This window comes from Patescibacteria group bacterium (genome assembly GCA_028717685.1).
Taxonomy (GTDB): domain Bacteria; phylum Patescibacteriota; class JAQUNI01; order JAQUNI01; family JAQUNI01; genus JAQUNI01.
The window spans coordinates 36,230-59,307 of sequence record JAQUNI010000001.1 but is presented as its reverse complement, the minus strand read 5'-3'; the positions used below and the strand labels follow the sequence as shown (position 1 = coordinate 59,307).

Here is a 23,078-nt window from a genome sequence, read left to right as displayed (position 1 = left end):
ATATAACGTAAGTCAATCAATTTTACAACCATTTTTTCTTTTTGAAAAAAAGAATGAGAGTAAGCGGTAAAAAGAAGATTAAAAGGAAAACAATAATGAATCCGATCCGATTGGTTAAAAGAGGCGCGTTGTCGTAGGACATGCCGAAGATTTGTGTCACCAACGCTGCTGGTAAAAGGATAGATGAGACAATCGTGAGGGTTTTCATGATTTCATTCAAACGATGAGAAATCAGATTTTCATTCGTAGTCTCTAAAGCGGCAATCGTTTCCGTATGGCCGTCAAGGATGTCCCAGATGTCTTGGACCTTGTCTGAAAGATTATCAAAAAGAATGTCCTTGTTGTTAAAGCGGGCGCCGTTTAAATTTAAAAAGAATTTTTCGTTGTTGATTAATCTTTTCATCAGTGGTCCGTGCGCTTTCATGATTTTGCGTAGATTGATTACATTTCTCTTGATTCCCGCGATGATTTCCACGATCTCTCCTTCCTGGCCTTTGAACATTTTATTTTCCACGCGGTCAATTTCGCTACCTACGGCGTCAAGGAGAGAATAGCAGCGGTCAAACATCCGGTTTAAGATTTCATATAATAAGAAGCCAGGTCCAAATTGAAAATATTTTTCCCGAATCGTGCGATAATCGTGGCATTCGCGGACAAAGTCTTTCAAGGTAGTGCTTTTGCCCTGATGCGCGGTAACGAGATAATTTTGCCCCACAAAGATATCTATCTCCATAGCGCGAATCACTCTCTCCTCCTTTTGGTAGAAGGGTATGCGGACAATTAAAAAAATATAGTGATTATATTCTTCCATCTTAGGGCGTTGCACCGGTGAAATGCAGTCCTGAATATCTAGGGGGTGAAATTGAAAACGCTCACGCAAAAATTTATATTCTTTTTCTTCCGGCGCCTCCAGATCATACCAAGTTAGATTATAAGATTTAATGATTCTGATTTTTTTGGTTTTCATTTTTTTGCCCTCCGTAGTTCGCTAGAACGAAGGAGGACATTATTCGTCTTAACTTCAAAAAGTACAGGCAAGTTTCGTGCTGTTAAATTAATTATAAAACTTTATTTCTGGAAGGTCAACCCCGTTAGAAATTCGTGTGGGGCATGTTTCTCTAGTGGGGTCAAATGCAAATCATTGACCTTTCCCCTTTTTTTTGCTATATTATTTTTATCAAAAAGTCGCAAAAACAAAAACTAAAAATTAACAGGTAATTTCTCCAAAAATAAAATAAAAGAGAAATTGCAAAAAAATGGCAGATTTAGAAAAAATCGCTTTAATTCGTGAAATATTAGAGCAAGCGGAGTCCAATCTTTCCCAGGCTAAAAAGGTTCTGACTGAATTTTTGGGGGGAGATGTGGAAAGCTCCAAGCCAAAAATCAGTAAAAAACAAATTATAGAAAAGGCTCAAGAGTTAGCCTCTTCTGTGGGAAAAACGCGGATTATTCAGGGAATTTTCAATGGTCAGAGTATGGTCGCGCCGGACGACACAGAATACCCCGTGCCTGCCAATTATGCCTCTAAATCCAAGATTATTCAGGGTGATACCCTTAAACTTACCATTACCGAGGACGGTTCTTTTATTTACAAACAAATTGGGCCCGTGGAGCGTAAAAAGGTGTTAGGCGTGCTTTCCCAGGATGATAAAGGGGAGTATCAGGTAATTGTTGAAAACAAATCCTACAAAGTTTTATTAGCGAGCGTCACTTATTTTAAAGGCGAAGCTGGTGATGAGGTAACATTGGTTATTCCCGCTCAAGGCGAATCCGAATGGGGCGCGGTGGAGAATATTATCAAGAAAACGAGTTTGAAAGATATGGTAGAAAAAAGGGGAAATGAGAATGCTGTGCCTTCTGCCGAGGTAGAGAAAGAAGTCGTTCCCGGTCAGATTGTGGATGACTTGGACAGCGAGCTGGAAGGTTTGGAAGGATTGGTAGATGAGGAGTAGTAGAGACGCAAAATCTTGCGTCTCTGCCTATTTCGTAATTTCAGAAACGAAGAATCTTTTTAATTGCTGGATTCTCTTTTTTTTGTTAAAATAAAATTGTTTAATTTTAATCAGATAAAACAAAATTATGGGTCCAGAAAATAAAAATCTTTTGCAAAAGTATCCCATTATTGGTCAATTCTTGCGTTTTGTGGTTGTCGGCTTTATAAACACGGCGATTGACTTCGGGATTTTAAATTTAGAGATGTGGGTTTTTAGTATTTACCGCGGCTGGCCGGTTTTCGTTTTTAATGCGATCTCTTTCGCGATTGCTTCCACGAACAGTTTCTTTTGGAATCGCCTGTGGGCCTTCAAATATAAAGGAGAGGAGCGGGCAGTTTTTCAATATGCCCAGTTTATCTTTGTGACAATTATAGGAATGGGGATTAACAGTTCGATTGTTTATTTGGGCACTACCGTGGTAAGCGCGCATTTCGGGCTCTCGGTCGGATTATGGGCGAACGCGGTCAAGGTTGTGGCTACCGCGGTTTCTTTAATCTGGAATTTTATTGGCTATAAATTTTTTGTGTTTAATAAAAAAGAAGCAAGCAAAAATATAAGTAATTCGTAATCTTATTCCTGATTCCTAATTCTTAATTCCCCATTCCCAATTTATGACTTTATATCGTAAATACAGACCTCAAAAATTTTCTGAAATGGAAGGACAGACTGCCATTATCCAAACTTTAAAGAATGAGTTAAGCTTGGGCAAGATTGCCCATGCTTATATTTTCGCGGGTCCTCGCGGCATTGGCAAGACCACCGTGGCGCGCATTCTCGCTAAGGCGATTAATTGCCAGAACAAAAAAAGCGCGCGCGAACGCAGGCTCGGAAAGGTGGAACCCTGCAACCGTTGCGCGAGTTGTCAGGAGATTACCTCTGGCAGGTCATTGGATTTGGTTGAGATTGACGCCGCCTCCAACCGCGGCATCAATGAAATTCGCGCTCTCCGTGAGAATGTGCGTTTCGCGCCCCAAAGAGATAGTTTTAAAGTTTATATTATTGATGAAGCGCATATGTTGACGCGGGAAGCCTTTAACGCTCTTTTGAAAACCTTGGAAGAGCCGCCTCCGCATACTCTTTTCATTTTAGCGACGACAGAGGTGCACGAAGTGCCCGAGACGATTCTCTCGCGCTGTCAGAGATTTGATTTTAAAAAATTGACCGTCGCTGAAATTGAACACCGCTTAACGCGGATTTTAAGGGAGGAGAAGCGCGTTTTAAACCCCGAGATTTTGAGATTGATCGCCATCAAAGCGGACGGCGGGGAGCGGGATGCCGAAGGTGTTTTAGGTCAGATTCTCTCTTGGCCCAAAAAAGAGCTCAAGCTCCGCAAAGTGGCTGATTTTTTAGGCACGGTCGATTGGTCTTTAATATCAGATTTCGTGAATATGCTGGCTTCTTGCGACAGTGCGCAAGCTATTCGCAAAGTAAATGAGACTGTCGCCAATGGTCAAGACTTATTTAATTTTACGGACGAGCTTGTTGATTATCTCCGCAGAATGATGTTGGCTAAGGTTCAGCCCGCTTTGCTGGATCACGCCGGGCTTTCTTTTTCTTCTGCCCAAAAAGAAGAATTAGTTGCTCGCGCCCAAAATTTCTCTCTGAAAAGTTTAGCCTATTTAGTGAGGCTTTTTATGGCCGCGAAGAATAGTTTGGATGCGGCTTTAATTCCTCAATTGTCTTTGGAGTTAGCCATTATAGAATATAGTGAAGCAATGGGTAAGGTAGCGGAAGCGCGGGAAAAAATCCAAAGCCCGAAACTGGAAGAAAAAGAAGAAAAAACATCATTTCCTTCCTTACCCGAATATCAAAAGCCGACAATGAATTTAGAACAGGTGGTAGGTAAATGGAATGAGGTGTTAAAGGCGGTGGAGCCTTTAAATTATTCTTTGTGCGCTTTCTTGAAACTCTGCCAGCCAGTCGCTTTTCGCGATGGCTCTTTAGTTTTGGGTTTCCCGCGGGATTTCCATAAGGATATGGTTTCTCAAGCCCGCAATAAAAAAACAGTGGAAGGGGTTTTAGACCAAATCTTAGGTGGCAAATGGCAGATTCAATGTGAAAAGGTAGAATTGCAACAGAATAACAATTTAACTAAAGAAGCACTGGAGGTTTTGGGAGGGGAGATTGTGAAATAGCGAATCACGAATTCCGAATTACGAATCACGGATAAACAATTTTCATGGATCAAAATAAAATTAAATCTTTTACCGATTTGCGAGTTTGGAAAGAAGGACACAAATTAGTCTTGATGATCTACAAAGTCACCCAAAAATTTCCCAGAGAAGAAATCTTTGGTTTAACTAGCCAATTAAGGAGAGCAGCCGTTTCTTTCACTTCTAATATTGCTGAAGGATTTAGTAGACCTTCTTATAAAGAGAAGATGCAGTTTTATTGCCGCGCTTTAGGATCCTTAACCGAGGTTCAAAATCAGTTGTTAATTGCCAGAGATATAAACTATTTGAGCAATAAAGATTTTGACCCTGTAGCTACCCAAACCATTGAACTTAGTAAAATGATCAATGGCCTCATTAAAACTACTAAAACTATAATTCGTACTTCGTAATTCGTCTTTTGGGGAGTAGCCAAGTGGTAAGGCAGCGGCCTTTGGAGCCGCCATTCGCAGGTTCGAATCCTGCCTCCCCAGCTAGTCCATACGAATTTCCTGAAAATGCGATTCTTTAGCCAAAATATTAATTCGAAGACCTCGATACCCCAGTCCGGACGATTTTCCCAAAAATGAGCTTAGATTAGCCAAGATATTGGTTCGAAGGTAAGTTCGAATACGAAGTAGGTTTTATTACCGCGCAAAATGAAAAATCATAAACAAATAAATTTGATAGGTATAGATCATAAAAGACAATGTTTAGATAGGAATAATTCCCTTAAATGCTTGTTAGTCAAAATAATAAAGAAATATTCTGCAGACCTAATTTGTGAGGGATTCTCAGAGGAGGTATTAGCTGCAAATAATATTGCAAGCACTATTCCTCAAAGGATAGCTAAAGAGTTAAATCTCCAATGTATATTTTGTGATCCGGACGAACAAGTGAGAAAAGAAATAGGCTACCCCACGCAAAAAGAATTGCGAGAGAAATTTGGCAACAAATCAGCAATTATGGGTACAGAAGAGTATGAGAAAAGAATGGACTATATAAAAAAATTTTGGCCCATTAGGGAAAGTTATTGGCTAAATAAATTTAAGAATAATCCCGCTCAAAGTATTATTTTTATATGTGGCTCAGAACATTTAAAAAGCTTTAAGTCTTTACTTATTAAAGATGCTTATAAAGTAAGCTCAATTACATTCCTATTATCACTTTTAAATTAAAAATCTATACAAAAAACGAATTACATACTGAAATAAAAACTCATGGAAATAAAACAGGAAAAATTTACAGACTTATATAATCAAACAGGCGTTCCATTCCAGTATAAGACCCTGGAATTAATAAAAGAACTTACTAATTTCCAAGCCACCTTGGAATTTCCTTTTACTTATCCTACTACTAAAGGTCCTCAACTGGGTCAATCATCAGCAATAGATATTATAGCGTTAAGAGAAAAAATCAAAAAAACAGTTTTTGACTTCGGCGGGCTTGTTTTATTTTTTATTGAGTGTAAGAGAGCCGATCCTGAAAACAAAATTTGGTTATTTAGTGCACCTCAAGATAACTGTTCCGTTTCACCGTCGTTTTTTTTAAAAATAATCAAAAAAACCAACGAATTTTTAAAACTAGAGCCAAACATCCAAAGAGTAGGTAGTTTCCCAGGATTGGGGTATTCCTCAGCGGCGGATCTCAATTATTGTTTACAATGTGTGGAATTTAGGGATGATCTAAAAGATATTAATAAAAATAAGACTAAAACAGTCTACACTCCATTATTACAGGCGAACCATGCTATGAGCGCTTTCTTCAATCAAGAAGAATATTACCCACCTAAAATAGAAGGAATTGAATTTCTAGAAATAAAAAATGGAAAATTAATTTCAGAAATATCGGAGCAAATACTTTTTGTTCCCGTCGTAGTAACTACTGCGGACTTATTTGTAACAAAATATAATCCTATTAAAGTTTCTGATAATGATGGAAAAATTAATCCGTCAAATATTAAATTTGACGGACCAAAAAAATGGATCACTTATGAATTTCCATTGCCAGACTATCTGAAATCCTATAAAGACTTTATTTATGATATATCACCGACCTCTGGAAATACACTAATAAAAAGGGGACCCTTGAAACTCGAGGTAGAGCGTTCTACCACTTTTATTGTTAACTCCAATCATTGGCAAGAATTTTTAAAAAATTTTAGTTTTCAAATTTAATTCTGATTATCGCACTTAATTGAGATGGTTAAAAACCATATTTTAACCCCAACAATTTTACTCTCTATCACGCCGATTTTCTAGAATTAATCAAAGAGATTCCCGAAAATTCAGTTGATATGATCTTCGCCGACTCCTCACATTTCTCACTGCTTTACAAATTTCCTCACTAAGCCTATTTTAAATCTATGAATGACATATACAAGGAAACATTGGATAAAATTATCTTTTTGTATGAAAGATATTCGGAAGAACATAGAGCCAGCACTCAACCTTTTCACTTAAAAAAAGTTAAGAAACTCATTAAGGACTATGTTTATAAATATGATGATCTACTTGTTCGAGAACCATTAATTGAACATTCAGGAAGTTTACCGATTGTGGCTACAACGATTTACTCAAAAATAGATGATCCAAATGTTGATTTAGGTAGAGCCTTGATAATGCTGGCTATACACGATATCGGTGAATTAATTACAGGTGACGAAATGACCTTTACAAAAAATGGAAGAAAGGCGAGCAACGAGAAGAAACAAGCTTTAACTCTTTTGCCAGAATCATTCCATTCAGTCTATATTGAAATGGAAGAAAGGCGGTCGGAAACCGCTCGTTTTGCAAAAGCAATTGATAAGATGACACCAGACATTATAGACTTAATGACTCCTACAGAAATAACAGTTGAGAGATATCGAAAATTTGTAAAAAAAGAACCAGAGGAAATAGTTGCTACAATAAAAGAATTCAAACACCCATACATGTTATGGAATGACTTTATGACTAACTTACACTTGGAAATACTCGGCAGAATAGATAAAAAATTACAATCATTTTATAAATAATTTGTTTCCCCTACCCCAACACGAAATAACATCAGATATATTTGTTTGGCAATTTATTCCAAAAATGCTATATTAAACTCAAGCCATGCTACCAAAATATATTACCCAAAAATCATGCCCTTAACTTCCAAAGAAAAATTTCTCAAAGTTTATGCCAATCTACCCCTCAATCTCCGAAACGAGATTATTTTAACCCTCGATAACAGACCCATTACTTGGGATGTCGCTTTTTTCGAAATTGATAATGATACTCCAGCCGGTAAAACAATTTTAGCTAAATTAGAAAAACTTGAATTAATTTAACATGAATAAAAAAAGTCAAAAAAAGACCAATAATAGTATTTCCACTGATGAGGAAATCAGGAAACTTGTGGTTGCCCGTCTAAAAACTATTTCCCCAGATACAATTAAATGTATCGGAAATGCTGGTTATTACAGTCGAGATCAGTTAATCGCGCACGTCCAAAAAGGAGATAACATTGGCAAAACCATTGAAAAAGTAGAAATGGAATGGCTTAAAGCCCTCAAAAAAGGCATTGTTCATGAACTTTCTAATCAACAATAATAAATGGCTAAAATTCTCATCACGCGCCCAGAACATGATCCCTTGACCAGGCATTTATCCCACTGGAATACGAAAGTTATTGAAAACGCCAAAAAGAAAGGGATTGATGTCATTGATTTATATTAAAAAAAGGCTAACCAAAAAGATTTCACCGGAAGGATCAAAAAAACTGATCCTTCTTTAGTATTATTAAACGGACACGGCGACAACTTTTCCATCTGTGGTCATGATAATGAAGTTTTGGTAGAAGTAGGGGAAAATGAGGTCCTGCTTCAAAATCGGATTACCTATGCTGTTTCTTGCTCCTCCGCAAAAGTATTAGGAAAAAAAGTTTGCGCTCACAACAAAGCTTCGTTTATCGGCTATAAAGATTCCTTTATTCTAAACATAGATCGCAATTTTCTCAATCATCCATTAAAAGATAAACGCGCGGAAAGATTTTTGGATCCATCCAATAAAGTAGCAATCTCATTAATTAAAGGGCATACTACAAAAGAGGCATCGGAAAATTCAAAAAAAGCATTTAAAACCGAAATCGTGTCTTTACTAACTCATTCTAAAGATTCAAATGATCTTGAAGACGCAAAAGATTTGTTCTGGAACATGAACCATCAAGTATGTCTAGGCGATAAAAATGCTCGCATTTAATAATGGTTAGAGTAGAGAATATCCAACCGTAATACTTCGAAGCACTATTTTTAGAGCCACCATTCTCCAAGCCGTATGGCTTCGAGCGTTGATGGTTAGGAGCACTATCGTAAAAATAAAAAATTGAATAAAATCCACCAAAGCATAAAATAATGACGGTTATCATCTTTGGCGGGCATACTTCACGTAAGCTTTGATTTACGCATAAACCTTCCGAACTCTAACCTTTTTCCCTTCTACAAACTCATTTTTCCACTCATTAAGCATAAAAAAGGTTCGAAGATCGTACCTTATGCCCAGCCAGTTCGTACTATCGCCTGAAAAGGCGATTTTTTAGAGAAAATTATGGTTCGAAGATTTTTTACCCTTTATACCCCAGTCCGTACGGTTTTCCTAAAATGAGCTTAAATTAGCTAAAATATTCGGTTCGAAGGTAAATTCGAGTACGAAATAGGATTTTATTACCCTACAAAAACAAAAAAGTTAAAATATAATTAATTTATCTCATAACTACTCATGGTAACTCATACTTTTTTTACTCAACCTACGTTCAGTAGTTTTAAATTTTTCTTCTTTTTAATATGTTAATAGTTTCGTCAGTAAGACATTCAAGGTAGTAAAGGCTAGTAAAAAATATTATTTTGGGTTATAGTGAATATACTCATATGCCTAATAAATCTAATACTAAGAGAAAAGCAATAAAAAAGACTCTAATTGAACAGCTTGAGGGCGAAAGAAAATCTCGAGTCATTGTTTATTTTACGGGGGAGAAGAACCCTCCTCAGCAATTCGCTACTCAAATAGCGTCAGACGTCTTACCATTTTTTAAAGAAATTGTTGAAAGTTTTGGTCAGAATACAAATAAAATATCATTAGTTCTTAATACTAATGGCGGTCACTTAGAAACTCCTTGGCCACTTGTAAATTTAATAAGAGAATATTGTGGTGCTTTCGAGGTTATTGTGCCAGAGAAGGCACTAAGCGCAGGCACAATGATTGCTTTAGGGGCAGATAAGATTGTAATGCTTCCTTATTCACAATTAGGCCCAGTAGACCCAGCAGCTGATATTGTTGACAATGATAAAAAGCAGATAAAAAGATTTGAAATAGAAGATATTATTGGGTTTATTGATCTCGCAAGAGAAAAAATAGGAATTGCAGAACAGTCGTCTTTAGCTGAGGTTATGAAGGAATTAGCAAAAGAAATTAACCCTACATTGCTTGGGTCCGTTAACCGCACTCATGCGTTGGTTAGAAGATTAACGAAAAATCTATTAGATTTGCATAAACAGAGGCTTACTGACAAGCAAAGCAAAGAAATAATTGAGAATTTAACTCAAAAGCTATATTCCCATAGGCATTTAATTAACCGAAGAGAAGCAAGGGATTTAATTGGGTTTGGTAATATAATAGAATTCGCAAAACCAAAAACAAAGGAATTAGTTGATGATTTATTCGATGAGTGTAACGAATTCTTAGAAACAAAGAAGGAATTTAATCCATCGCAGATATTAGGAGAAGCACAGGAAAAGACTATGAATCTGGTAAGAGCAATTGTTCGCAGTAATAAAATAAAATATAATTTCAAATCAACTTATCAAATTTTGAAAACCCCCGATCCGTCGGGGAGACAACAATTTATTGTTAATAATATCAACAACCAATGGTTGTTAGAAAAATAGTATAAAATATATGACCCAATATAAATATTTTTCACAAACAGGTGCTGAAGACATTACTCTCCACGAGAGTTCTAATTCCGATGTTAACGACAGTAAGAAAGACTATAAATTTAATTCAAACCCCATCATCTTTGATGATTTATCCCCAGAAGAAACGATTTCTAAAGAAGACAGAATAAAGTTTTATAAAAAGGTTTTTGAAACCAAAAGCTTTTAATGTTTAGATTTTATGTATGTGAAATCGGAAGATTTGAGTTTTGATATTTTATATCAAGGGGATGTCATCAAAAACGCCCCCTTTTTTATTTTTGAAGATGAATTGCGAAGTTTAAAGAACCTAAAAAAGACCAACACATACGAAGCAATAAAGATTGGGGAGAAATCATTTAATAATGGCGAGGCGCTTTTAGCGATAAACGCAAAGCTGAATAATATAATTATATTATCTCAAACCTGCGATGTTCAGGATAAAGAAAATATAATTATTGCCCCGGTTTATCCGATTAAACTATTTGAAGATAACGGTATACTTACAGATGGTAAAGCAGGACTGATAAAAAAACGCAAAATTAACTACTGGTTCTATTTACCAGAATTAGAAGGAATTATAGGAGATTCCTTGGTAGATTTTTTAACTATTCATTATATTCCAAAAACTTTTTTAGAAAAATATAAGAGCAATAAAATTATTACTATGACTGATTGGGGGCGTCACCACTTGGGATGGGCATTAAGTAACTATTTCGGTAGACCAATTGAGGATAAAAATTCTTAATTCATATCTTTAGCATTTTGACATTATAGATAAAATACAAAATCAATTAAAACAAAGTGTTATCCGAGAAGGATATAAATGAGTTTAAGGAGTTTTATAAAAAGAGATTTGGCGGAGAGCTCTCTGATTAGATGACGTTCAATAAAGCTACAAAGTTTCTTAACCTTTACAGTAGGTTTATGGTAGCAGTAGATTCATTTGAATGTCTAAATTTTGACTAATATGCGGGAGGATCTCATGAGAACAGAAAATAGCAACAAATACATTATATATGGCCATCATTGTGTATTCGATTATTCGATGTTTCCGAGTTGCCACAAAAGGGCCCAAAGGTTGGTGGAATATTTTGATAAGCACTACCAAGGGGTATTTGATTTCCTTAAGAAAAAAGTGCCGCATGATAAGATTAAGATATCCTTCCGTAAAGGAAGTGGCTTAGGCGTAAACAACCAAAAAACAGAGATTGAATATGGTATTGATAACTCTTTAGAGGACATGGGGTGCTTGGTTCACGAGGTCGGTCACATCGTTCAAAATTATCCTGAGAAGAACAAGTATGGTGATGATACTCAAAAATGGATTATAGAAGGTATGGCGCAATATTGCAGATATAGATTTGGCAAAGACGATCTAGGTTGGAAGATTGAGTGTCCGCAAGGAAAATGCTACGAAACTGATATATACTATTGTGCCGCAGCATTCATCATCTGGTTGGAGAGGAAAAGCCCAGAAAAAAATTTTATCCCAAATCTTAATGACTGGATTTATAATGGTGAGCGAATAGAAGATTTCCTTATGGAAGTCTTTAAACAGGATGTACGGTCTTTATGGAAGGATTATAAACGTGAATCTCCCTATGAAGTAATTTATCCCCTGTAATTCTAGAATTCAGCGATACCATATTATTCGATTCCGTCGTTACGTGCGGTGATAAGACTTCATAGAAGAAGATGTGACAGATTTTCTAACAATAAAACAATGAAACATTTTATTTTCCTCACCCATGAGGGTGAAACTAAAACCCCAAGTGAAGAGGATGTTGAAAATATGCAAGTTTTAGGAGTTAATAGTGGAGATGATGCAAAATCCGCTTTTGAAAATTTTGTTCAAGAAACTAAATATTTTAAAAACAAAGGCTATTCCGATGTTATTGCAATGGAATTAAAAAGTGAAAAACAACATTATTTTTCGCTGAAAACAGAATCGTCAGATATAAATAATCATGGTGCATAGAGCCGTAATGCTTCGAATCATCACGCTTCGAGCCGTAATGGCTAGAAGCACGTGGCTTGAATCCACTATCGCTCAAGTCATCACCACTCTCCAAGTCACACGGCTTCAAGCGCTAATGGTTAGAGAATATATCACCTAAATGAGATTGATATATCAATAATATGAATTATGCAACCAAACAACGTAAAGAGAATACACTGAATTTTGCTCCCAAATATAATTTGGAAAAGTTTGCTATCAAAAAAAACATCAATCTCGTAATGAATGTCCTAGATAAAATGTTGAAAAAGCTAGATGATTTAATCCAACAAAAGAAAATACAATTTTCTCAAAATCGCCGTTTCTTAGATCGTCTTGAAGCTCAACGAAAAAAGAATCAATAAATTAGAGCTAAAAGTTAAAACTATTTGACAAATAGATGAAGAAAAAAATTGAGTAATATTCACCAACCTTTTATAATGGCGCTGTTCGTCTCTGGCTGGCATATTCTATATTACGCATAAACCTTCCTAACCCTAACCTTTTTTCTCTTCACAAACTCGTTTTCCCAAGTATTTAGAGTGAAAAAGGTTCGAAGATCGTACCTTATGCCCAGCTCGAGTGAAACGAGACACTGAGGAACTCCGAGGAGCGGAGCGACGAAGGAGAACGAAGTGCCGAAATTATAAAGTACATAAAAATGCCATACTACAATCACAAAATTAAAAATGTGCCAGTTGAATGGCATTTTTTTGCCTTATTTTAGCTAAAATAGTCTCAAAATATTGACAGATTGTAATAAGTATGATATAGTGCAAAATCTATAAACAAAACTATCTCTTTTCAATTTCTTCCATATTTTTCGATATTCCGCTCATTCTTGCCCTTTTCAAATTCCTCGTTCACTTGAAATAGCTAATTTGTGCCTAAACTTCGAGTTTAAGTACAAAGCGCTCTTTTAAGCGATAATGTTACACACAAACTAAGCGGTCAAAATAATCAAAAGTTACCCTGTTCTCTATTCTTTCTACAACCCACACATTCACACATTAAGGAGTATGCAATGAAAAAGATGTCTTTGTTCGCGTTGGCTGGATTAATGGTTTTAACCCTTGCAACCTCATCTCTGGCGGAAGTTTATGTAAACATTAACGACCACAACTACGAAGTAGCGGTTGGTAACAATGTAGACAAATACATGAATTTCTCCGGTATTGGAGGATTAAAAGCAACTATTTTTAGATTCTACATGACCTTTCCCCCGAACTTGGCCTTGAATAGCGTGTATTCATCAGAAGGAGTCACAATAAACTACTTCCAACACCCCAATGAAGATAACGCCTACTTCTTCACCGGTTGGGCGGAAAACGGGAATCTTCCGAACGAGTTCAGGCTGACCATGAACTTCCAAGGACTGGTAGAAGGAATGAACTATATTTGTATTAGAGATATATATTTCTCTGATGGCGGATATAAATCATACCTCTACACAGGTCCGGCGGTCTATGGGATAGAAGGAACACTTAGAGTTGTTCCAACGATTAAGCTCTCTGCCAAGTGGACAGGCAATATGAATGAGTATAGTATTCTCTCATTTTACGGACTAAATGGAATAAATGGTTTCTGTTTCGTGATACGATATGATCCTGAAGCAATTAATATTGTTTCAATCAATTGTAAGGTAGAGGACGTTTATCTATGGACACTTCCAGCAGGCCCTGGATTTCTTTTATGCATGGGTTGGACATACGGCAGATCTTTACCTACGTCTACATTCTTTGCAGTGGGATATCAGGGACTAAAACCAGGAACGACGGGTCTTGTTATAGATCCGCTATGGTTCAATAATGGGAGGATATGGCGGCAATATGTGCCGCAGAATAATGAACTCGAAACAGAGTTCATTATTAATTAGGGAAAAACAAGTCTCTAATAGGACAGATAAACACTGTCCTTTTTTATTTGCTCCATAAAAATGAAAGAGGTAAAATAGAAGTAAATCTAAAGCTACAATACTAAAAATAAAAAAAATCTACCATTTAAAAGATGATGGTGACGATACAGAACAAAAATGTTGGTTTTTATTTCTGCCAAGTGAATTCCCCAGTTATGAAAAGTTCTGGAAAAAGAAAATCGTTGCTCTTACTAATCGTCCCCACAATATATTCTTTAAAACCGACAAAGAATTAAAAAGAATTAAAAAAACAGCCAATGATATATGTATTGCGCAACTACATTATACTGCCTTGAAACATCTAGCAAGAGTATATGAGCTTAAAAATGTTTGCATTTTAAATATAGACCAATTTATTGAGGGTATCACGAGACTTTGTGCGTGCCTAGATGTTGCTGACGAACTTTTAGAACGCTTTATAAACCCCAAACTTTATAAAGCATGGTCCACAAAAGAAGGTCGGAAGGCAAGAATTGCATGGAGGTCAAAAATAAAGGATCCTCTCTCTTTTTTGAGGCAATACAGAAACAGAATACTACATGGCAGGTTTTTGCCAGCTATAGAAATCAATGGCAGTTATATTCGCTTTAGATTCCCAAAATTCAAAAAAGAACATAAATATCTTGATTGGAGAGAGGTTACTCACCATTCTGTAGGTTCCGGAGGTAAAGTTAGAAAAGACTTTGATAGCCCGAATAATCTATTAGAGAATGCTTGGCGAGAAGTTATCCGATATCTTGAAAGATACTGGCAGCAAATTTTACTAAAATAAATTCATTGATTAGTTAAAGTCTTATACCTTAACAATAAAACTCTCCATCATGATTGTATTTTCCCTTCCATTTACCTAATATTACTTATTCCTGTAAAATTTATGAATTCTGCAACCAAACAACGTAAAGAGGCAATGAAAATCTTTACTAAAATCAGAGTCAGGAATAAAAGTGCCAAACAGTGGGAAATAACCAGAGATGTTAAAAAAGCGATTAAAGCGATAAGGCGCACGAATAATCTAACCAAAATTTGAATAATAAAAAATCTAAACGATATTTTTATCCACACTTTAACTTATCTTAATAGAATGTTATACTAAAGACATAGATCTATGCCTAAACCGATAGACAACCAACCATTAACCATTAAAGATATTCGGGAAGTTTTAATTCCAGCCATGGAAGAGGTTTTTGCGACCAAACAAGATTTAAAAAATCTCGAAAATGATCTTAGAGAGGAAATGTCAGAAAAATTTGATCAGGTTTTAACTAGCAATGATAAAATAGCTAAAAATCTGGAAACTTTAGTCCAGGAAAACACCATGTAATACTCACAGAACCGCCGTTTTTCCGATGATCTTGAAAATCATGAAAAAAGAATTAAGAAATTAGAATTAAACGTTAAAAGTATTTGAAAATAAATAAAAACCAAAAATTGAATAACATTCAACCTAAGCTTAAACAATGACAGTTGCTGTCTTTGGCTGGCACAATCTATCCTACGCATAGACTTTCCGGACTCTAACCTTTTTTTCTTTTATAAACTCATTTTTCCATTCGTTAAGGACAAAAAAAGTTCGAAGATCGTACCTTATGCCCAGCCCTTCGGCAGGCTCAGGGCCTGTCCTCAAAAAATGTGGTATACATATATTCTTCTTTGCAATCAGAAAATCTTTTATATTGGTATCACGAATGACCTTCAAGAAAGAATCTCTCAACATAAAAATAAAAAATCATTCTACACCAAGAGGTTTTCTGATATAAGGCTTGTTTATTATGAAAAATATAATAGACGGCAAGACGCTGAAAATAGAGAAATTCAACTTAAAAAATGGAGCTTCCCAAAGAAGTTAGCGTTAATTAAGCAAAATATCGATCTTCTCAAAAAACTTAGTAAAGGCCCTGAGACTGTCGAAAGGTTAGAGAGGTAATGTTTAATCTCGAGCTTGCCGAGAGATCCTGCCTCCCCAGCTTGCTAGGATGACCGAGCTAAAAACGGTCTATTCTCGGTTGCATTAAGCCAAAGACAAAGAGTTCGAATGTTAAAAATCAAAAAAGTTCGAAATTACAATATTTGAACCCGTTTACCAAGAAAACCGAATAGGTATATCATAAAAAGAGCTAAAACAAGCAAAATGTTTACTAATCATCCGATTCAAGTTTTTGAGATTGAGGGTAGGCGTTTTGCTTTTTTATTATCAACTAAAAACCTATGAAAAACATAAAGATCAAAAAATGTCTACTGATCCTAATCATGCTGGCCGGAGCTATAATTCTTTTTCCAAAAGATACTAAGGCAGCTGAATGTAGCGCTTCGACGACCTGCGGAAACGCTTGCTCATACGGAGGCGTTACCTACAATACAGTTCTCATCGGCACCCAATGTTGGTTCAAAAAAAATCTCAATGCTGGAGAAATGATAGGGAATTTTGAAACCCCTGATGACACCGCTCCAACCCTCAATGATCCAAACACTTTTTCAAAATGGTGTTATGACAATTCTCTAGCTTATTGCACCAGCGAAGGAGGATTATATACCTGGGCCGAAGCCAACGCCCTGCCTGATTCTTGCAATCTGACTTCTTGCAGTATTCCAACTCTCAATCAAGGCATCTGTCCCAACGGTTGGCACATCCCGACTGATGAGGAATTTTATATACTGGAAAATTATCTAAAAACACCGGGGCAGACATGTGATGCGGCAAGGTTGGGTTGGGGCTGTGCCGATGCTGGAACTAAACTCAAGCTCGGCGGAAGCTCCGGTTTTGATGCGATAGGAGCTGGCAACCATGAAACGAATGGGGAAGACAGTTTTTTTGACAAGCGTGAGCCAGCTATTCATTTTTTGTCATCCTCTGAACAATTACTCCCACACATAGTCCCTTCTTACATGTGGAATCGTGGCATGGGTTCTGGCAATGATATGATTTACCGCTCCAACTATCAAAAGGCGTTCGGTTATTCTGTTCGGTGCCTCGCTGACACTACTAACATCGAAGTTGATGAAGATGGCGATGGAGTTTTGAATACAGATGATCAATGTCCAGAAACAGTTGCAGATGATCCCTCGATAAGGCTTGGAGTAAACCGTTGGATGTGGGATGGGGATAGCTGGGAAACTACTGCAAGTAAAGGAAAAAAGCCATCCAAAAACTTTAATATGGACTATACATATGGTTGTAGTTGTGATCAAATACTATCAAGGATGACTGAAACACATGGAGAAGGTCTCGGCGGCCATTACAAGTACGGATGTAGCCGGAGTATTTTAGAAGATTGGCATATGGCCCCTCGGACATTTACCTCTTTCAATGCCTTTTGTCAATAAAACAAATAGGCATATTATAGAAATAGCTAAAAGAAGCAGAATGTTTGCCTTAATACCAATTTCGAGACATAATTAAAGATAGATATTTTACTTTTTGTTATAAAAAATAATGTTGATATGCAAAACAATTGCACAAATTCAAAAACTAATAAAAAATTCGGATGATCCCCATAAACCTGAAGAACTACAAGTTGCCTCCAGATTTGTTAAATTCTATAATAGAAAAAATCAAACAAATTACATTCTGTCAGAAATCCAACCCAACATTGATGACTCTATTGATGTTTTAATAAATAGTAAGTCTGATATCAAAAAAGTATTAAAACTACAAATCAAAACTTTTGATCCCGAAGCAAGAAGATATCTTAACGATAAAAAAATTGGCAGCTTTTTAAGAATAGTTGATCAAGGAGAGTGCCACCCATTAATCGACCAATGGAAAAAAGAAATCATAAAATTGTCGAATCTGGATCGCAAAGAGAGAAAAGAAATAATTCTTCTACTGGACGGATTCTGGAATGTCACCACGCGAGTCAAAAATAATGTAACAGAAAAATTTAAAATTATTTTTCATAACAGTGATTTCAAAGAAGTATGGATAGTTTACCCAAAAAATTATTGCATTAGACTTTCATAAAAAATCATGATTCATCCATATTATATTACAGGATTTACCGACGGAGAGGGGTGCTTTACAATTTATGTTAGGAAGGATAAACAACAAAAGAAAAGTAAAATTTTTCATTATTTTTATTGGAAAGCCGCATTTGCAATTAATCTTAGAGGTGACGATCAAAGTATTCTAAAAGATATTCAAAAATATTTTAATGGTTGCGGAAACTTTGCAGTATCAAATCCAAAATCATTGAAACTCTTGCATGCTTATGGTCAAGCTCAATGGCAAGTAACCTCAATTCCAGATTTGGTAAAGGCAGTTATTCCTCACTTTGAAAAATATCCATTAAGAACAAAGAAGGCCAGAGAATTCATTTTGTGGAAGGCGGCGGTTCTGATTATGTATGAAGCAAGAAAAAGAACCCATCAAATTCCGGGGCATGGAGAAAGGAAATTTAAAAAAATCACTTATACCCCAGAAGAAACAAAACAATTAGAATATATTTTTAGCATACTTAAAACGAGAGTCACAGGGAAGAAGCAGGTTCCTAAATGGATTAATCCTCAATATGCTGGAGCCAAGAAAATTGCAAATGGTAACTAGGAGGAAATAGGGAAATAGGGGTTGATTCTATTTTTGCCAGCACCTTTTCGTTTTGAAAGTAATTCCTTCAACTTTTAACCTATCAAAGTTGCTGTCTTTACAGGGCATTCCCATTCATTCAACATAAAAAAGGTTTGAAGATCGTACCTTATGCCCAGCTTGCATTAAAATGGCTTATTAAAGACATTTTTTAGTAAAACCATATTTCATTGACTAAATACGAAAATATTCTATTATTATAAGGTTAAAGTTAAACCGTTAATGTTCTTTACTAATTCATTCCTTGAAAGGAGGATATGATCTAATGAACCCGAATGAAAACAGAGGAAATGGTTTCCTTCGCAAAAAACGTTATGAAGAGGCACTTAAATATTATCAAAGAGCCATTGGTCAAGCCGAAAAGCCTAGTCCTAATATGTTTATACTCGCCTCTTACTGTGTTGAAAAAATATATGAAGAAAGGTCTAAGAAAGCCGAAATAGCAGGACGGCATTCAGATGTTGAAGATGATGCCTCTGAAAATGAAATTATTAAGATGCTCAAATCAGGGGTTTCTGCCTATCCAAAGAATGCGCAGTTATGGAATCACCTTTCGCTCACTATAGCGCGCATTGATGATAAATTATCTTTATTTGAATCAGCGCGTAATTTCTTGCAGTATACAGGAGAAATAAATAAGAACGAAGTTGAAAAAGTTCTTTCAAAGCTCTTATTTTTCGGCGATATAGAAGCCTGTCAAATCGCAATTGAAAAATCCCCCAAGGATTTTCAGATGCCCTACCGTCAGATTGATTGCGGAGACAATATTTTAGCCAAAGTGCTGGCAACCTTTGGCCCATTAATATGCCCCATCAATGTTATGCAATGTTTAATGCTGGCATGGAGCCCATTGACTGAACTATGGAATTCTGAAGAAATGTCTAGCCATGATACTTCCGAGCAATATATACACTTACTCAGAAGAGAGGATATTCGAAAACAAATTCTTGAGCTTCCGGATTTTTCCTGCCCACACTTGGATGGGGTAGCCGTAATCCTAAAAATTATGGTTTATTATTTCGATGGGAACTATAATTTGGTTAAAGCCCTAATTGAAGAAAGTGTTAACCGACAAGATCTTAATCAAACCATTAAAAATTGGATTCAAGATATAAGAAATGAAATAGCCAATTATTCCCAAGGTAATGAAGAACAGGAAAGTGAAGCAATAGTTAAAAAAGAGTTAGAAGAAAAGCGGGAAAGATCTAACCAAGTCCTTAAAGAGATAATAAAAGGTAACTATGACAATTTGTCTCTTGAAAACATCTTTATTTTCCCTTTTCTCCCACCATATTCCAAGGGGAATCCCCAAAAAATCTGGAATAGCGTTTTATCTCATTTAAAAGAAAAAAATTCTGATGAAGCGATTAGATTACTTCAACGTTTTATCAAAAAGCAAGACAAAAAGTTCGAGGACTTATTGCGAACGGAAAAGGAAGTTTTATTTGCTTTGTTTTATTCTCGAAAAAGATTCAAGGAAGCCCATTTCTTAGCAAAAGAAATTGTGGACGTGGACGGTGAACTCAGTCATAAAAAAGAAGATCATCCACTCCAAGAAGAGCTAGTAGCAATGTTGACTTCTGAATCAGAAAATCAAGAAGAGGATTCAGCCCAGCGTGCTGATAGAGAGGAGGCTTTAAGGGGGTTTGATGGCTTGAGGGTATACATTGATAAATATCCAGGCAGAACCATGGATATTGTCGACGAATATACAAGAGACCATCGCAGGGCTTCCGATGAGATAAGTAACTTTGTGGAATATTTATTCCTTCGCGGAGCTGAATGTCTAGAGCTGGAAGATGTAGATGAAGGAATAGAAATCATTCTTGGTTTTTTAGACATTCAGCGGGCTGATCTTCGGCATAGGATTCCTAAAAATCAGTTTGACAGAGCGTGGAGAATAATTACACTCATTAAACGGATTGGAAAAGTTGTAGAACTCAGTCATCTTAAAGAACTTTTTCAAAAGGCTTCAGATTCAGATGAGTATTTTGGAGTTCTGGTTGCCGATGAACTTATAAAGAAAGATTGGTATGAAGATGAAGAGTTAAGAAGGGCTCATCAGGATTTCTTGATGTGGATAATATTAGAAAAACTGGGGCTATCTTATAATTCTTATCTTTTTTCAAAAACTACTTCCCCTTCCCAAAGGGCTCCAAAGAAGAAGAACAGAAAAACGAAGGTCATTGTGGAAGTAGTAGAGGAAACGGTTACTAATACTCAAAGCCCAACTAAAGGGTGGAGTTTCTTTGTATTAGCACATCCTAATAGTAACAATGAAGCTATTGAACCGATCCCTACTGCCTTCAACGATTATTTTAAAAATAGTCTAACAGTTGGAGGCGAAGAGATTCTTGATAAGCTGATATATCTGTTGATGCTTGAGCCATACCAAAGATCCTTATTTCCTCGTTTGCATGTGCTCTATGAGGGATGGCGTAAGCTCAAAAGGGGACCTGTAAGAATCTTTTGGAGAATAAATAATGATCGTAAAGAATTATATTTTTTTGTGCTAAACAGAAAAGAGGCATATAAAAAATAAGCCCAATTAAAGATTGTAAATGAATACATTCATTGAGCACAATCTCTCGTATGGATTGTGCTATTTTTTTACTCAAAATCCAAAATAGCATAATTCCCCCACATTTATTTGTCACCTTCCCCCAAAAATGTTATATTAAAATCAACCATCCATTATCAATATTATTATGAGCAAACAAGCCATCAAAGCTAAAATTAAAGAAGCCATTATTAAAAATCCCCACCTAGAAGATATTCAAAAAGTCTCTCTTTTTGGCTCCTATTTATCAGAAACTGCAAAGAAAGATAGCGATGTGGATCTTCTTATTGAATTTACGCCAAAAGCTAAAGTGGGACTTTTTAAATTTGTTCAAATCAAAAATGATCTCGAAGACCAAATTAATAAACCCATCGATCTTCTTACCCCTGAACAACTAAGTGAATATTTCCGCGATGAAGTTCTAAATCAAGCAGAAATCATCTATGAAAGATGACTATACATACCTAAAACACATTCAAGACGCAATCACTAAGATTGAAAAATATCTGAGTGGTTTATCTTATGGTTCTTTTAGTTGCAATGATCTAATTATTGATGCCGTAATGAAAGAATTAGAAATCATCGGTGAAGCAGCGAATAATGTCAGTGATAAATTTCGCCAAGACAATCCCGAAATCCCTTGGCGCAAAATAATTGGCATCCGCAATGTTTTAATCCATGAATATTTTGGCGTAAACAAAAGAATTATTTGGGAAACCTGCAAAGAAGATTTGAAAGAATTGAAAAAATCAATTTTATCTGCCCTAAAATAGAATAATTACCGCTTACGTTAAAATTCTCGAAACTCTAGGTTTTTTTGTTGTCACAAATTCATTTTCCCATTCATTCAGCATGAAAAAGGTTCGAAGACCTGCCCGCCATTGGCTTCGCCATCAGGCTTGTGAGCAGGCGGGTCGTACCTTATGCCCAGCTCGAACAAAACGAGACACTAAGGAATTCTTAAGGAGTGGAGCGACGAAGGAGGACGAAGCGAGTAAGCTGCAAAGCGAGTAAATAAAAATGTTGTATTATACTTACATCCTTGAATGCGCGGATAATTCTCTTTATGTTGGTTGCACCAATAATCTAAAAAAGAGATTGCAAGAACATAATCAATCAAAACATGGCGCCCATTATACTAAAATTCGCAGGCCGGTTGTTTTAAAGCATTCGGAGGAATATAAAACACTAAAAGAGGCAAGACAAAGAGAAGCCGAGATTAAGAGCTGGCGGCGAAAAAGGAAACTTAATTTAATAAAAAACCAGACCTGAACCCTATAATTCTGCATAAACTAATGGTTTAATTTGGGAGAATTGAACTAACGAAGATTCTTATTCTGAATAAATAAAAAAAGATATCGCAAGGATATCTTTAAATGGTTAATAGTAGGGAGATTATTCTTTTATTTTCACCTCTAGTATGCCATTTCTTAAGGTGGCTTCGGATATTGTTCCAAAGCCCTCGGGCAAGGCAATTGCGTTGCGATAAGGGCAAAGAGACAGGTGGCTCTGAAGGATGAGTTCGCCTTTTATTACAGCCACTTCAATCTTCTCAATCTCATCGTGACCGTAGAATTCTACAATAACCCTCAACCAGCCCTGTTCTAGCATCAGTTCGGGGTCGTTTCTTGCTGGAAAAGGCAGCAGCTTTATCCGTAAATCCTTGCGCCTTGCTTCTGGGTGTATCTCCCATTTGCCTTCAGGTGCGTCTGTAAAGCGCCTTGAATCTTCTGTATTCCAGAGAGGCCTCAAACCAAGACCCGAACTTAATTGAGCAATGGAGTGGCTTCTTAAAGAATTTAAAGAATTTGTGTATCGCGGTTCATTAGGTATATAGAATTTTCTGCCGCAACCTGGGCATTCAATAATTTGCTCCACTTCAGCAATTACCAAGAACCCGCATTTCCCGCATTTTGCTTTGCCTCGCGGCATACTTTTCACCT

31 protein-coding genes and 1 tRNA gene are annotated in these 23,078 nt (G+C 36.3%); 30 read left to right on the top strand and 2 right to left on the bottom strand.

Annotated features, from left to right (window positions below; translation table 11 throughout):
• Positions 1–22: 22 nt before the first annotated feature.
• Positions 23–967 carry a magnesium transporter CorA family protein gene (locus PHW01_00330; GenBank protein ID MDD5626450.1) on the bottom strand — a complete coding sequence of 315 codons (945 nt, stop codon included), beginning with the start codon at positions 965–967 and terminating at the stop codon, positions 23–25.
• 289 nt (positions 968–1,256) lie between these two features.
• Here PHW01_00330 and PHW01_00325 point away from each other — a divergent pair, with 289 nt between their 5' ends.
• From PHW01_00325 to PHW01_00180, 30 genes are all read left to right on the top strand, one after another.
• Positions 1,257–1,952, top strand: a complete 696-nt coding sequence (locus PHW01_00325) for a hypothetical protein (protein ID MDD5626449.1) — start codon at positions 1,257–1,259, stop codon at positions 1,950–1,952.
• 127 nt (positions 1,953–2,079) lie between these two features.
• On the top strand, positions 2,080–2,562 hold the full coding sequence (locus PHW01_00320; protein MDD5626448.1) for a GtrA family protein: 483 nt from the start codon (positions 2,080–2,082) through the stop codon (positions 2,560–2,562).
• A 43-nt stretch (positions 2,563–2,605) separates the two neighbouring features.
• The gene (gene dnaX, locus PHW01_00315; GenBank protein ID MDD5626447.1) at positions 2,606–4,129 is read left to right on the top strand and encodes a DNA polymerase III subunit gamma/tau; all 1,524 of its coding nucleotides are present in this window, start codon (positions 2,606–2,608) and stop codon (positions 4,127–4,129) included.
• A gap of 44 nt (positions 4,130–4,173) precedes the next feature.
• Positions 4,174–4,557: a four helix bundle protein gene (locus PHW01_00310; GenBank protein ID MDD5626446.1), complete on the top strand. Its 384-nt coding sequence runs from the start codon at positions 4,174–4,176 to the stop codon at positions 4,555–4,557.
• A gap of 9 nt (positions 4,558–4,566) precedes the next feature.
• Positions 4,567–4,638, top strand: a tRNA-Gln gene (locus PHW01_00305).
• A 165-nt stretch (positions 4,639–4,803) separates the two neighbouring features.
• A complete protein-coding gene (locus PHW01_00300) occupies positions 4,804–5,322 on the top strand; it encodes a hypothetical protein (GenBank protein ID MDD5626445.1) in 519 nt (172 codons plus the stop codon).
• 42 nt (positions 5,323–5,364) lie between these two features.
• Positions 5,365–6,321, top strand: a complete 957-nt coding sequence (locus PHW01_00295; GenBank protein ID MDD5626444.1) for a hypothetical protein — start codon at positions 5,365–5,367, stop codon at positions 6,319–6,321.
• Positions 6,322–6,509: 188 nt separating this feature from the next.
• A complete protein-coding gene (locus PHW01_00290) occupies positions 6,510–7,160 on the top strand; it encodes an HD domain-containing protein (protein ID MDD5626443.1) in 651 nt (216 codons plus the stop codon).
• Between the two features lie 114 nt (positions 7,161–7,274).
• A complete protein-coding gene (locus tag PHW01_00285; GenBank protein ID MDD5626442.1) occupies positions 7,275–7,463 on the top strand; it encodes a hypothetical protein in 189 nt (62 codons plus the stop codon).
• 1 nt (position 7,464) lies between these two features.
• Positions 7,465–7,725: a hypothetical protein gene (locus tag PHW01_00280; protein MDD5626441.1), complete on the top strand. Its 261-nt coding sequence runs from the start codon at positions 7,465–7,467 to the stop codon at positions 7,723–7,725.
• Positions 7,726–7,728: 3 nt separating this feature from the next.
• Positions 7,729–7,851: a hypothetical protein gene (locus PHW01_00275; GenBank protein ID MDD5626440.1), complete on the top strand. Its 123-nt coding sequence runs from the start codon at positions 7,729–7,731 to the stop codon at positions 7,849–7,851.
• A gap of 114 nt (positions 7,852–7,965) precedes the next feature.
• Complete coding sequence (locus tag PHW01_00270; GenBank protein ID MDD5626439.1) at positions 7,966–8,373, top strand: hypothetical protein; 408 nt, start codon at positions 7,966–7,968, stop codon at positions 8,371–8,373.
• Positions 8,374–9,038: 665 nt separating this feature from the next.
• Positions 9,039–10,055 carry a hypothetical protein gene (locus PHW01_00265; protein ID MDD5626438.1) on the top strand — a complete coding sequence of 339 codons (1,017 nt, stop codon included), beginning with the start codon at positions 9,039–9,041 and terminating at the stop codon, positions 10,053–10,055.
• 10 nt (positions 10,056–10,065) lie between these two features.
• On the top strand, positions 10,066–10,272 hold the full coding sequence (locus tag PHW01_00260) for a hypothetical protein (GenBank protein ID MDD5626437.1): 207 nt from the start codon (positions 10,066–10,068) through the stop codon (positions 10,270–10,272).
• Between the two features lie 12 nt (positions 10,273–10,284).
• Positions 10,285–10,830 (top strand): hypothetical protein, encoded by a 546-nt coding sequence (locus tag PHW01_00255; GenBank protein MDD5626436.1) that lies wholly within the window; start codon positions 10,285–10,287, stop codon positions 10,828–10,830.
• 300 nt (positions 10,831–11,130) lie between these two features.
• Positions 11,131–11,709 carry a basic secretory protein-like protein gene (locus PHW01_00250; GenBank protein MDD5626435.1) on the top strand — a complete coding sequence of 193 codons (579 nt, stop codon included), beginning with the start codon at positions 11,131–11,133 and terminating at the stop codon, positions 11,707–11,709.
• Between the two features lie 99 nt (positions 11,710–11,808).
• The gene (locus PHW01_00245) at positions 11,809–12,063 is read left to right on the top strand and encodes a hypothetical protein (GenBank protein MDD5626434.1); all 255 of its coding nucleotides are present in this window, start codon (positions 11,809–11,811) and stop codon (positions 12,061–12,063) included.
• 7 nt (positions 12,064–12,070) lie between these two features.
• Entirely contained in the window at positions 12,071–12,202 is a 132-nt protein-coding gene (locus PHW01_00240; GenBank protein ID MDD5626433.1) for a hypothetical protein, read from the top strand.
• Positions 12,203–12,224: 22 nt separating this feature from the next.
• Complete coding sequence (locus PHW01_00235) at positions 12,225–12,446, top strand: hypothetical protein (protein MDD5626432.1); 222 nt, start codon at positions 12,225–12,227, stop codon at positions 12,444–12,446.
• Between the two features lie 659 nt (positions 12,447–13,105).
• Positions 13,106–13,957, top strand: a complete 852-nt coding sequence (locus PHW01_00230) for a hypothetical protein (GenBank protein ID MDD5626431.1) — start codon at positions 13,106–13,108, stop codon at positions 13,955–13,957.
• A gap of 589 nt (positions 13,958–14,546) precedes the next feature.
• Positions 14,547–14,768 (top strand): hypothetical protein, encoded by a 222-nt coding sequence (locus PHW01_00225; GenBank protein ID MDD5626430.1) that lies wholly within the window; start codon positions 14,547–14,549, stop codon positions 14,766–14,768.
• A 102-nt stretch (positions 14,769–14,870) separates the two neighbouring features.
• On the top strand, positions 14,871–15,023 hold the full coding sequence (locus PHW01_00220; protein ID MDD5626429.1) for a hypothetical protein: 153 nt from the start codon (positions 14,871–14,873) through the stop codon (positions 15,021–15,023).
• Between the two features lie 78 nt (positions 15,024–15,101).
• Positions 15,102–15,317, top strand: a complete 216-nt coding sequence (locus PHW01_00215; GenBank protein MDD5626428.1) for a hypothetical protein — start codon at positions 15,102–15,104, stop codon at positions 15,315–15,317.
• An 884-nt stretch (positions 15,318–16,201) separates the two neighbouring features.
• Positions 16,202–17,317 carry an FISUMP domain-containing protein gene (locus PHW01_00210; protein MDD5626427.1) on the top strand — a complete coding sequence of 372 codons (1,116 nt, stop codon included), beginning with the start codon at positions 16,202–16,204 and terminating at the stop codon, positions 17,315–17,317.
• A gap of 109 nt (positions 17,318–17,426) precedes the next feature.
• Positions 17,427–17,954, top strand: coding sequence for a hypothetical protein (locus tag PHW01_00205; protein MDD5626426.1), 528 nt, complete (start codon positions 17,427–17,429; stop codon positions 17,952–17,954).
• Positions 17,955–17,960: 6 nt separating this feature from the next.
• Positions 17,961–18,536 (top strand): LAGLIDADG family homing endonuclease, encoded by a 576-nt coding sequence (locus PHW01_00200; GenBank protein MDD5626425.1) that lies wholly within the window; start codon positions 17,961–17,963, stop codon positions 18,534–18,536.
• A 304-nt stretch (positions 18,537–18,840) separates the two neighbouring features.
• A complete protein-coding gene (locus tag PHW01_00195; protein ID MDD5626424.1) occupies positions 18,841–21,117 on the top strand; it encodes a tetratricopeptide repeat protein in 2,277 nt (758 codons plus the stop codon).
• Between the two features lie 166 nt (positions 21,118–21,283).
• The gene (locus tag PHW01_00190) at positions 21,284–21,589 is read left to right on the top strand and encodes a nucleotidyltransferase domain-containing protein (protein MDD5626423.1); all 306 of its coding nucleotides are present in this window, start codon (positions 21,284–21,286) and stop codon (positions 21,587–21,589) included.
• Complete coding sequence (locus PHW01_00185; protein MDD5626422.1) at positions 21,579–21,908, top strand: DUF86 domain-containing protein; 330 nt, start codon at positions 21,579–21,581, stop codon at positions 21,906–21,908. Before PHW01_00190 ends, PHW01_00185 begins: the two co-directional genes overlap by 11 nt.
• Before the next feature lie 247 nt (positions 21,909–22,155).
• Positions 22,156–22,407, top strand: a complete 252-nt coding sequence (locus PHW01_00180; GenBank protein ID MDD5626421.1) for a GIY-YIG nuclease family protein — start codon at positions 22,156–22,158, stop codon at positions 22,405–22,407.
• Between the two features lie 123 nt (positions 22,408–22,530).
• Here PHW01_00180 and PHW01_00175 read toward each other — a convergent pair whose 3' ends face one another.
• Positions 22,531–23,067 (bottom strand): hypothetical protein, encoded by a 537-nt coding sequence (locus tag PHW01_00175; GenBank protein MDD5626420.1) that lies wholly within the window; start codon positions 23,065–23,067, stop codon positions 22,531–22,533.
• Between the last annotated feature and the right edge of the window lie 11 nt (positions 23,068–23,078).

Bases quoted from the DNA above. Each gene is read 5' to 3' on its own strand.
- PHW01_00260 (MDD5626437.1), top strand. From the start codon at position 10,066: ATGACCCAATATAAATATTTTTCACAAACAGGTGCTGAAGACATTACT.
- PHW01_00235 (MDD5626432.1), top strand. From the start codon at position 12,225: ATGAATTATGCAACCAAACAACGTAAAGAGAATACACTGAATTTTGCT.
- PHW01_00295 (MDD5626444.1), top strand. From the start codon at position 5,365: ATGGAAATAAAACAGGAAAAATTTACAGACTTATATAATCAAACAGGC.
- PHW01_00175 (MDD5626420.1), bottom strand. From the start codon at position 23,067: ATGCCGCGAGGCAAAGCAAAATGCGGGAAATGCGGGTTCTTGGTAATT.
- PHW01_00325 (MDD5626449.1), top strand. From the start codon at position 1,257: ATGGCAGATTTAGAAAAAATCGCTTTAATTCGTGAAATATTAGAGCAA.
- PHW01_00320 (MDD5626448.1), top strand. From the start codon at position 2,080: ATGGGTCCAGAAAATAAAAATCTTTTGCAAAAGTATCCCATTATTGGT.
- PHW01_00200 (MDD5626425.1), top strand. From the start codon at position 17,961: ATGATTCATCCATATTATATTACAGGATTTACCGACGGAGAGGGGTGC.
- dnaX (MDD5626447.1), top strand. From the start codon at position 2,606: ATGACTTTATATCGTAAATACAGACCTCAAAAATTTTCTGAAATGGAA.
- PHW01_00215 (MDD5626428.1), top strand. From the start codon at position 15,102: ATGCCTAAACCGATAGACAACCAACCATTAACCATTAAAGATATTCGG.
- PHW01_00230 (MDD5626431.1), top strand. From the start codon at position 13,106: ATGAAAAAGATGTCTTTGTTCGCGTTGGCTGGATTAATGGTTTTAACC.
- PHW01_00285 (MDD5626442.1), top strand. From the start codon at position 7,275: ATGCCCTTAACTTCCAAAGAAAAATTTCTCAAAGTTTATGCCAATCTA.
- PHW01_00180 (MDD5626421.1), top strand. From the start codon at position 22,156: ATGTTGTATTATACTTACATCCTTGAATGCGCGGATAATTCTCTTTAT.
- PHW01_00255 (MDD5626436.1), top strand. From the start codon at position 10,285: ATGTATGTGAAATCGGAAGATTTGAGTTTTGATATTTTATATCAAGGG.
- PHW01_00185 (MDD5626422.1), top strand. From the start codon at position 21,579: ATGAAAGATGACTATACATACCTAAAACACATTCAAGACGCAATCACT.
- PHW01_00190 (MDD5626423.1), top strand. From the start codon at position 21,284: ATGAGCAAACAAGCCATCAAAGCTAAAATTAAAGAAGCCATTATTAAA.
- PHW01_00330 (MDD5626450.1), bottom strand. From the start codon at position 967: ATGAAAACCAAAAAAATCAGAATCATTAAATCTTATAATCTAACTTGG.
- PHW01_00280 (MDD5626441.1), top strand. From the start codon at position 7,465: ATGAATAAAAAAAGTCAAAAAAAGACCAATAATAGTATTTCCACTGAT.
- PHW01_00265 (MDD5626438.1), top strand. From the start codon at position 9,039: ATGCCTAATAAATCTAATACTAAGAGAAAAGCAATAAAAAAGACTCTA.
- PHW01_00240 (MDD5626433.1), top strand. From the start codon at position 12,071: ATGCTTCGAATCATCACGCTTCGAGCCGTAATGGCTAGAAGCACGTGG.
- PHW01_00310 (MDD5626446.1), top strand. From the start codon at position 4,174: ATGGATCAAAATAAAATTAAATCTTTTACCGATTTGCGAGTTTGGAAA.
- PHW01_00220 (MDD5626429.1), top strand. From the start codon at position 14,871: ATGAATTCTGCAACCAAACAACGTAAAGAGGCAATGAAAATCTTTACT.
- PHW01_00250 (MDD5626435.1), top strand. From the start codon at position 11,131: ATGTTTCCGAGTTGCCACAAAAGGGCCCAAAGGTTGGTGGAATATTTT.
- PHW01_00210 (MDD5626427.1), top strand. From the start codon at position 16,202: ATGAAAAACATAAAGATCAAAAAATGTCTACTGATCCTAATCATGCTG.
- PHW01_00275 (MDD5626440.1), top strand. From the start codon at position 7,729: ATGGCTAAAATTCTCATCACGCGCCCAGAACATGATCCCTTGACCAGG.
- PHW01_00205 (MDD5626426.1), top strand. From the start codon at position 17,427: ATGTTGATATGCAAAACAATTGCACAAATTCAAAAACTAATAAAAAAT.
- PHW01_00300 (MDD5626445.1), top strand. From the start codon at position 4,804: ATGAAAAATCATAAACAAATAAATTTGATAGGTATAGATCATAAAAGA.
- PHW01_00245 (MDD5626434.1), top strand. From the start codon at position 11,809: ATGAAACATTTTATTTTCCTCACCCATGAGGGTGAAACTAAAACCCCA.
- PHW01_00290 (MDD5626443.1), top strand. From the start codon at position 6,510: ATGAATGACATATACAAGGAAACATTGGATAAAATTATCTTTTTGTAT.
- PHW01_00195 (MDD5626424.1), top strand. From the start codon at position 18,841: ATGAACCCGAATGAAAACAGAGGAAATGGTTTCCTTCGCAAAAAACGT.